Source organism: Streptomyces sp. NPDC057638, assembly GCF_042800315.1.
Taxonomy (GTDB): Bacteria; Actinomycetota; Actinomycetes; order Streptomycetales; family Streptomycetaceae; genus Streptomyces.
On sequence record NZ_JBHVHF010000339.1, the window covers coordinates 1 to 7670 of the forward strand.

Here is a 7670-nt window from a genome sequence, read left to right on the forward strand (position 1 = left end):
CCCCGGACCCGGGTCCGGACACAGCTCCCCCGGTGCCGGGTCCGCGCGGCGGCCAGAGGGCGAACCAGAGCGCCGCCGCCAGATGGATGCCCGCCGCCGTCAGCAGGGCCAGCGGCAGGGAGACCGCCAGAAGGGGGCCCGCGAGGGCGGCCCCGAGCGCGAACCCGGTGAGCTTGAGACTGGCGCCGGTGGTGAAGACCTGGGCGCGCAGCCGGCGCGGGGCCTCCCGGTGACGTACCGCGAACAGGGCGGTCAGCTGGGGGCCTTCGACGGCACCGGCCAGGACCACGGCGAGGACGAGTGCCACGGGGTGGGTGGTGGCGGCGAGCGCCAGTGCGACGGCGAGGACGAGGGGGGCGGCGCCGAGCACACGCTCCGGGCATCCGCACCTCGACGGTTCCGACGACGCGCCCTGGGGTGAGTGGCTGCTCGCGTCGTCCTGCCTGGCGCTGACCGTGCTGCTCTGGGACCGGCAGAAGCCACCGGGTGGTGTCTGCGCCTCCGCCCGCTGCGGCCGGGTCTTCCTCACTCTGGGCGGCGGCCAGGACCGCCGCTACTGCGCCCGGCGGTGCGCCACCCGCGAGCGTGTCGCCGCCCACCGCCGTCGGCAGGCGGCGGAGGAGACAGCGAACACGAGTGAGGCGGGAGAGATGTGAGAGGCGGGGAGCGTCGGCGGCACTCAGCCCAGCGCCTCGTCGACGGCGGCCCGCAGTCGGCGCGCGCCCTCCACGATCTCCGGCAGGCCCGCCACCCCGGCGAAGCTGAGCCGGACATGGCCGCCCGGCGGCTCGGCACAGTAGTAGGGACGGCCGGGCGCCAGCGCGACCCCCGCCCGCAGCGCGGCGGCGAGCAGCGCGGACTCGTCGGCGCCGTCGGGCAGCCGCAGCCACAGGTGGTACCCCCCGGACGGCACATGGGCGAGCTCCAGCTCCGGCAGCCCGGTGCGCACCGCCGTCACCAGCGTGTCCCGGCGGGCCGTCAGCTCGCCCGCCACCCGGCGCAGATGACGGTTCCACGCGGGCGACCCGACCAGTTCGAGCGCCGCCTCCTGCAACGGCCGGGGGACGAAGAAGGTGTCCACCACCTGGATGGCCCGCAGCCGTTCCAGCACGGGCCCGCGCGCCGCCAGCACCCCCACCCGCAGACTCGGCGAGGTGACCTTGGTCAGCGAGCTGACATGGACGACCACACCATCCGGGTCGTCGGCGGCGAGCGGCCGGGGCGGTGGTCCGGCGTCCTCGTGGACCAGTCGGCGCGCGAAGTCGTCCTCGATGACGAAGGCCCCGGCCTCCCGGGCGATCCGCAGCACCTCGGGGCGGCGCTCGGCGGCGAGCACGGTCCCGGTGGGGTTCTGGAAGAGCGGCTGGCAGACGAAGACCTTGGCGCCGGTGGCACGGAAGGCGGCGGCGAGCAGTTCGGGGCGGACCCCGTCCCCGTCCAGCGGCACCGGCACCGGCCGCACCCCGGCGGCGCGGGCGATGGCGAGCAGCCCGGGGTAGGTCGGTGACTCGACCAGGACGGGCGCGCCGGGCGGGGCGAGGGCCCGCAGGGCGGTGGTGAGCGCGGTCTGTCCCCCGGCCGTGACCAGGACGTCCGCGGCGCCGACCGCCCCTCCGACGGAACGGGCGAACCACTCGCGCAATTCGGGCAGGCCCTCGACGGGCGGGCGCCCCCAGGCCCCCGGCCGCCGCCCGGCCCGCGCCAGGGCGGCGGCCATGGCCCGCTCCGGCTGGAGCTGGGGGTGGAGATAGCCGCCGTTGAACTCGATCACGCCGGGCGGTGGCGCGGCCAGCGTCACCAGCACCCCGGAGGCGTCGACGGTACGGGGCAGGGGTTCACCGACGGGGTCCGCGCTGAGGGTGACCTCCTGCCAGCGGGTGTCGCCCACGGGCCCGGCGCCCGTGCGCGGGTGGGCCCGGAAGGCCCCGGCGCCGGGGCGGGTGATGACCAGCCCCTCGGCGGTGAGCTGGGCGAGGGCCCGGGAGACGGTGACCGGGGAGACCCGGTAGCGCTCCACCAGGGCTCGACTCGATGGCAGCTTTCCACCTGGAGAGTAGCGGTTCAGCTCTTCTCGCAGGGAATCCGCCAGTTCGGCCACGCTGCTACGCTGGTGCATGAAAGCTCAGGATAGCGCTACTGCGCAGGTCTCGATAGCGGTCAGCGGCCGTCCGACCGCCACCGCGATGGCGAAGACCTCCACGGCGGACCGGTGCACGACGGACCGGTCCACGACGGTCACGGAGACTGCCGCGCACCCGACCGCGTCCGGCTCGCCCACCGACCCCCCAGCCACACCCGCCCCAGCCGCCTCACCCGCAGCGACCCCACCGCCCACCGCCACGCCCCCGGCCGCCCGCGGCGGCACCCTGCTCGCCGCGCTGGGCGTCCTCGCCTTCTCCCTCACCTTCCCCTCCACCGTCTGGGGCCTGGACTCCTTCGGCCCCTGGTCCCTGGTGGCGCTGCGGAGCGTGCTCGCCGCGCTCATCGCGGGCGGCTTCCTGCTGGCACGGCGGGTACCGCTGCCCGACCGCCGCCACTGGGGCCCGCTCGTGGCTGTCGGCTGCGGGGTGGTCATCGGCTTCCCGCTGCTGACGACGCTCGCCCTCCAGAGCTCCAGCACCTCCCACGCCGCCGTGGTGGTGGGACTGCTGCCGCTGACCACCGCGCTCTTCGCGGCGCTGCGGACCGGTCGGCGCCCCTCGCGTACCTTCTGGGGCGCGGCGGTGGCCGGGGCGGCCGTGGTCCTCGGCTTCACCGTCGCCGAGAGCGGCGGCTCCCTCCAGCGGGGCGATCTCTACCTCTTCGGCGCACTGCTGGTCTGCGCCGTCGGCTACACCGAGGGCGGACGGCTGGCCGCGCACATGCCCGGGTGGCAGGTGATCGGCTGGGCGCTGCTGCTGTGTCTGCCGCTGTCGCTGACGGGCGCGGCGGTGGCGCTCTCCATCGAGCCGGTGGAGCTGACGGCCCGGGGCGTGACGGGTCTGGTCTGGGTCGCGGCGGTCTCCACCTTCCTGGGGCTGTACGTCTGGTACCGGGGCATGGCCGCCATCGGTATCGCCCGCGCCAGCCAGCTCCAGCTCGCGCAGCCGCTGCTGACGCTGGTCTGGTCGGTGGCGCTGCTCGGGGAACGGCTCGCCCCGGCCGCGCCCCTGGCGGCGGCGGGCGTCCTGGTCTGTATCGCGGTCACCCAGCGCGCCCGCAGCTGACCGCGGGAGCCCTCACCCGGCCTCCTCCGAACCACGCGTACAGCGACGGCCACAAAGGCGCCCTGAAGGGAGATAACGACTAAAATCAAACAGACGGACCATCCGTGGAGGAGGTGCTCCCATGCATGCCACCGTGGGCGACAAGCTGCTGGTGCACGGCAGGGTCGTCGGCCAGCACGACCGGGTCGCCGAAATCGTCACCGTGCTGGGGCCTGACGGCACTCCCCCGTACCGCGTCCGCTTCGAGGACGGGCACGAGACGGTGATGTCCCCGGGCCCCGACACCGTCGTCCGGCCACACGAAACCGTCTGAACCTCGCAACCCAGGCGCCCGGGACCCGCGAACAGGCCCCGGGCGCGCGGTAGCGCGTGCTGGATGAGGACCGTGAGCGCCGCGCCGCTCAGCGCGGCGGCCGCGCCCGCGGCTGGTAGTGGTCGGCGACGACCCGTGCCATCGCGCCGTTGCGGTCCGCCCCCACCTCCTTGGCGGAGAAGAAGCAGTGCCCCCGCACCTCCGGATGGGTCCGGGCCAGCGTCAGATGCCGGGAGAGCTCCGCCGGGTCCTGCCAGGGCGCGGGCTGCGCCGGGTCGCCCGCCTTGTACAGGGCCTCGCCGATGTACAGGGTGACGCCGGTGCCCCGGACCACCTCGCTCCACCAGGGCAGCAGCTTGGCGTAGTCGGCGGCGGCGAAGCCGATGTGCCAGTAGACCTGGGGCACCACATGGTCGATCCAGCCCTCCTTCACCCAGCGGCGGGTGTCGGCGTGGAGGTCGTCATAGGTCTGCACCCCGGCCCGGGTGTCCGAGCCGAGCGGATCGGTGGCGCGGTTGCGCCAGACGGCGAAGGGGCTGATCCCGAAGCGCACCCCCGGTGCCTCGGCCGCGATCCGCCCGGCCATCTCCCGCACCAGCAGATCGATGTTCTCCCGCCGCCAGGCGGCCTTGGTGGCGAAGCCCGCGCCATAGCGCCGGTAGGTCGCCTCGTCGTCGAAGACCTGCCCGGCCACGGGATAGGGGTAGAAGTAGTCGTCGAAGTGGACGGCATCGATGTCGTACCCCCGTACCGCGTCCATCATCGCGTCCTGGACGAAGGCGCGGACCTCGGGGATCCCCGGGTTGTAGTAGAGCTTCCCGCCATACGGGAGGACCCACTCCGGGTGGCGTCGCGCCGGGTGCCCGGCGACCAGCCGGGAGGGGTCGGTATGGGTGGCGATCCGGTACGGATTGAACCAGGCGTGCAGTTCGAGGCCGCGCCGGTGGGCCTCGGTGACCGCGGTGCCCAGCGGGTCCCAGCCCGGGTCGCGCCCCTGGGTCCCGGTCAGATACTGCGACCACGGCTCGTGCGGTGAGGGCCAGAAGGCGTCCGCCGTCGGCCTGACCTGGAGGACGACCGCGTTGAGCCTGCGCGCGACGGCCGTGTCGAGCAGCGCGAGCAGCTCGGCCCGCTGCTGGGCGGCGGTCAGTCCGGACCGGGAGGGCCAGTCACGGTTGGTGACGGTCGCCGCCCACATCCCGCGGAACTCCCGCTCCCTCGCGTGGTGCCGCCCCGCGCCCGGCGAGGGCACCGGCCGGGCCGGCCGCGCCGCGACCGCGTCACCGGCCGTGACCAGCCCGGCCGCGACCCCGGCGGCCCCGGCCATGATGCCCCTCCGCCCGATCCCGCGCCCTTCTGCCGCGCTTTCGCCGATCCCGCCGATCCCGCCGAGTCCGCCGATGCCGGTGTTCTTCGCCATGCGTCACCCCGTCTCCCGTCGTCCGCTCGCCCAGCATGCCCGCCCCTGACGGCCGCCGACACCCACCCGCCGGGTACCGTCGGGGGTCGGGCGGATCCGGGCACACCACGCGTGACCATCCCGCCACAGGCAGCTCAAGAGCAGCACAGGACCAGCGAAAGGCATGAGGTGACGGACTCAATGGCCGACATTGCACGCGTCGGAGTGGTGGGCTGTGGCCAGATGGGCGCGGGCATCGCGGAGGTGTGCGCCCGCAGCGGCCTGGAGGTGAAGGTCGCCGAGACCACTGGCGAGGCCCTGGAGATCGGCCGGACACGGCTGTACAACTCGCTGGCGAAGGCGGCCGAGCGGGGCAAGATCACGGAAGGGGAGCGGGACGCCACCCTGGCCCGGCTCAGCTTCACCACCGACCTCGGCGAGTTCGCCGACCGTGATCTCGTCATCGAGGCCGTGGTGGAGAACGAGCAGGTCAAAACCGAGATCTTCCAGGTCCTCGACCAGGTCGTGACGCGTCAGGACGCGATCCTCGCCTCCAACACCTCCTCCATCCCGCTGGTGAAGCTGGCGGTCGCCACCTCCCGGCCGGACCAGGTCATCGGGATCCACTTCTTCAACCCGGCCCCGGTGCAGAAGCTGGTCGAGCTGATCCCCGCGCTCACCACCTCCGAGGAGACCATCAAGCGCTCGGAGGCCATGGTCCAGCAGGTGCTCGGCAAGCACCCGATCCGCGCCCAGGACCGTTCGGGCTTCGTGGTGAACGCCCTGCTCATCCCGTATCTCCTCTCCGCGATCCGGATGTTCGAGTCGGGGATCGCCAGCCGCGAGGACATCGACAACGGGATGGAGCTGGGCTGTGCCCATCCGATGGGCCCGCTGAAGCTGGCCGATCTGATCGGCCTGGACACGGTCGCGTCGGTGGCGGACTCGATGTACGCCGAGTTCAAGGAGCCGCTGTACGCCGCTCCCCCGCTGCTCCAGCGGATGGTGGACGCGGGCCGCCTCGGCCGTAAGTCCGGCTCGGGCTTCTACCCGTACGACTGAGCCCTACAGCGGGGCGCCCGACCGTCCCTGGGGCCAGGACTCGGGGTGGGGGCGCGGCGGCCGGCGCCGTCCCGTCCCCACCCGTACCCGGTCATTGCGGAGCGCCACCAGCGCCACATCGTCGGAGAGCCGCCCGGAGGTGTGCCGCAGCAGCGCCGAGGAGACCCGGGCCACCACGCTCTCCGGCGAACCGGAGGCGCTGTGGGCGAGCGCGGGCTCCAGCGCGAAGAAGGCCCCGGAGGCGTCCCGTGCCTCGGTGACCCCGTCGGTGTGCAGCAGCAGCGACTCCCCCGGCAGCAGCCGTCCGCAGGGATACGGAGGGAGCGCGGCGGGCAGCGGGAAGAGTCCGAGCGGGGGCAGCGGCACGGCCCGTGACATCGGCCGGGTCCGCGGCCCGAACCGGTACGGCCAGGGGTGACCGCAGTTGAGCGCCCGGATCCGGCCGCCGTGGTCTATCTCCATCAGCAGCACGGTCACGAACTCCTCCGCCGCCGAGGCGTCCGCCCCGGCGGCGCGCGTCCGCTCCCGCAGCCGCCGCAGCAGCGCCCGGTCCAGCCGTCGCAGCACACCGCCGAGGTCCGGCTCGTCGTAGGCGGCCTCCCGGAAGGCGCCGAGGACCGTGGCGACGGCCCCGAGCGCGGGCAGACCGTGCCCCCGGACATCCCCGATGACCACCCGGACGCCGTGCGCGGTGGCCACCGCCTCGTAGAGATCCCCGCCGACGGTGGCGGCGCGGTCGGCGGCGATCTGCCGGGCGGCGAGGGTGAGTCCGTCGAGACGCGGCGGCAGGGGGCGCAGCAGCACCGCCTGGGCCGCGTGGGCGACGGCGCGCACCCGCCGCAGCTCACGGCCCATCTGACGGTGGACGCCGAGGGCGAGCCCGGTCGAGACGGAGAGCAGGACGAAGCCCGCGACGAGCCGCTCACCCAGGCTCTCGGGGTGGTCGGACGGCAGCGCGACCCGCCAGGTCAGCAGGGCGGCGCCACAGACGGCGGGCACCCCGACGGGCAGCAGCCGGCGCAGCCGGGCGATGGGGGGACATCGGCGGCGACCTCGGGTGTGCGGGACCGCTCCCCCAGCCGGACGGCCCCGGCGGTCCTTCGCCACGGGCCGGGCCCGGGGTTTGGCGGCCGCCTTGACGGTGGCACGGGCGGCGGGCGAACGATTCACCCGGTCCGCGCCCCGGCGCACCAGGGATCGGTGGCGCGCCCGCGCGTCGGCGCCGGGACCGCGCGCGGGATCCGCCCTCGCGGACCGGCCGGTGATCACGTGACGTAATGACCCGATACGGATCACTCGGGCCCCCTTTCGGCACGGGATGGCGCATCAGGGGCGCCGGATGGCGGGGTCGATTCTGTCCACCGGGTCGGCGCCTGGGACGATCCCGGCCTCCCTTCTCACCCGAACGAGTGAGATTACGGCGAGTCGCTTTTACGCCGGGCGGGGGCACATGCACAAGAGCGTCCCGCGCCCTTGCGCGAGCGGTCGGCGGCTGTTCCGTACCGCTCCGACCGGCGGTGGCACGGCGTAGAACGTCCGCGTGGACAGCCGGGGCCGTACGGCGTATTCCGGCCGTCGCACGCCCCCGCTCCGGCGTGCCCCCCGCGTACGAGCCGGGCGCACCCAGCCGAGCCGGACCCCCGGCGCCCCGGAACGACGGATGGCCCCTCCGGTCCGAGGACCGGAGGGG

6 protein-coding genes and 2 pseudogenes are annotated in these 7670 nt (G+C 74.5%); 4 read left to right on the plus strand and 4 right to left on the minus strand.

The window, feature by feature from the left end; translation table 11 throughout:
- Window positions 1–370: pseudogene (locus tag ACFVIM_RS30150) on the minus strand (MFS transporter); the annotation flags it as partial.
- On the opposite strand from ACFVIM_RS30150, the pseudogene ACFVIM_RS30155 reads away from it, so the two are divergent.
- Window positions 369–656, plus strand: a pseudogene (locus ACFVIM_RS30155) (CGNR zinc finger domain-containing protein); the annotation flags it as partial. The pseudogenes ACFVIM_RS30150 and ACFVIM_RS30155 overlap by 2 nt on opposite strands.
- Before the next feature lie 23 nt (window positions 657–679).
- On the opposite strand, the gene ACFVIM_RS30160 reads toward ACFVIM_RS30155, so the two are convergent.
- Complete coding sequence (locus tag ACFVIM_RS30160; protein ID WP_384307954.1) at window positions 680–2116, minus strand: PLP-dependent aminotransferase family protein; 1437 nt, start codon at window positions 2114–2116, stop codon at window positions 680–682.
- Between ACFVIM_RS30160 and ACFVIM_RS30165 the strand changes: the two genes are divergently transcribed.
- Window positions 2115–3206, plus strand: a complete 1092-nt coding sequence (locus ACFVIM_RS30165; protein WP_384307957.1) for a DMT family transporter — start codon at window positions 2115–2117, stop codon at window positions 3204–3206. The genes ACFVIM_RS30160 and ACFVIM_RS30165 overlap by 2 nt on opposite strands.
- 121 nt (window positions 3207–3327) lie before the next feature.
- Window positions 3328–3519, plus strand: coding sequence for a DUF1918 domain-containing protein (locus ACFVIM_RS30170; RefSeq protein ID WP_384307960.1), 192 nt, complete (start codon window positions 3328–3330; stop codon window positions 3517–3519).
- Window positions 3520–3607: 88 nt separating this feature from the next.
- Here the strand turns inward: ACFVIM_RS30170 and ACFVIM_RS30175 are convergent, their stop codons facing one another.
- Window positions 3608–4846 carry a glycoside hydrolase family 10 protein gene (locus tag ACFVIM_RS30175; protein WP_384307968.1) on the minus strand — a complete coding sequence of 413 codons (1239 nt, stop codon included), beginning with the start codon at window positions 4844–4846 and terminating at the stop codon, window positions 3608–3610.
- Window positions 4847–5119: 273 nt separating this feature from the next.
- Here ACFVIM_RS30175 and ACFVIM_RS30180 point away from each other — a divergent pair, with 273 nt between their 5' ends.
- Complete coding sequence (locus tag ACFVIM_RS30180) at window positions 5120–5980, plus strand: 3-hydroxybutyryl-CoA dehydrogenase (protein WP_384307962.1); 861 nt, start codon at window positions 5120–5122, stop codon at window positions 5978–5980.
- 3 nt (window positions 5981–5983) lie between these two features.
- Here the strand turns inward: ACFVIM_RS30180 and ACFVIM_RS30185 are convergent, their stop codons facing one another.
- Window positions 5984–7150, minus strand: coding sequence for a PP2C family protein-serine/threonine phosphatase (locus ACFVIM_RS30185; RefSeq protein WP_384307965.1), 1167 nt, complete (start codon window positions 7148–7150; stop codon window positions 5984–5986).
- Window positions 7151–7670 lie beyond the last annotated feature (520 nt).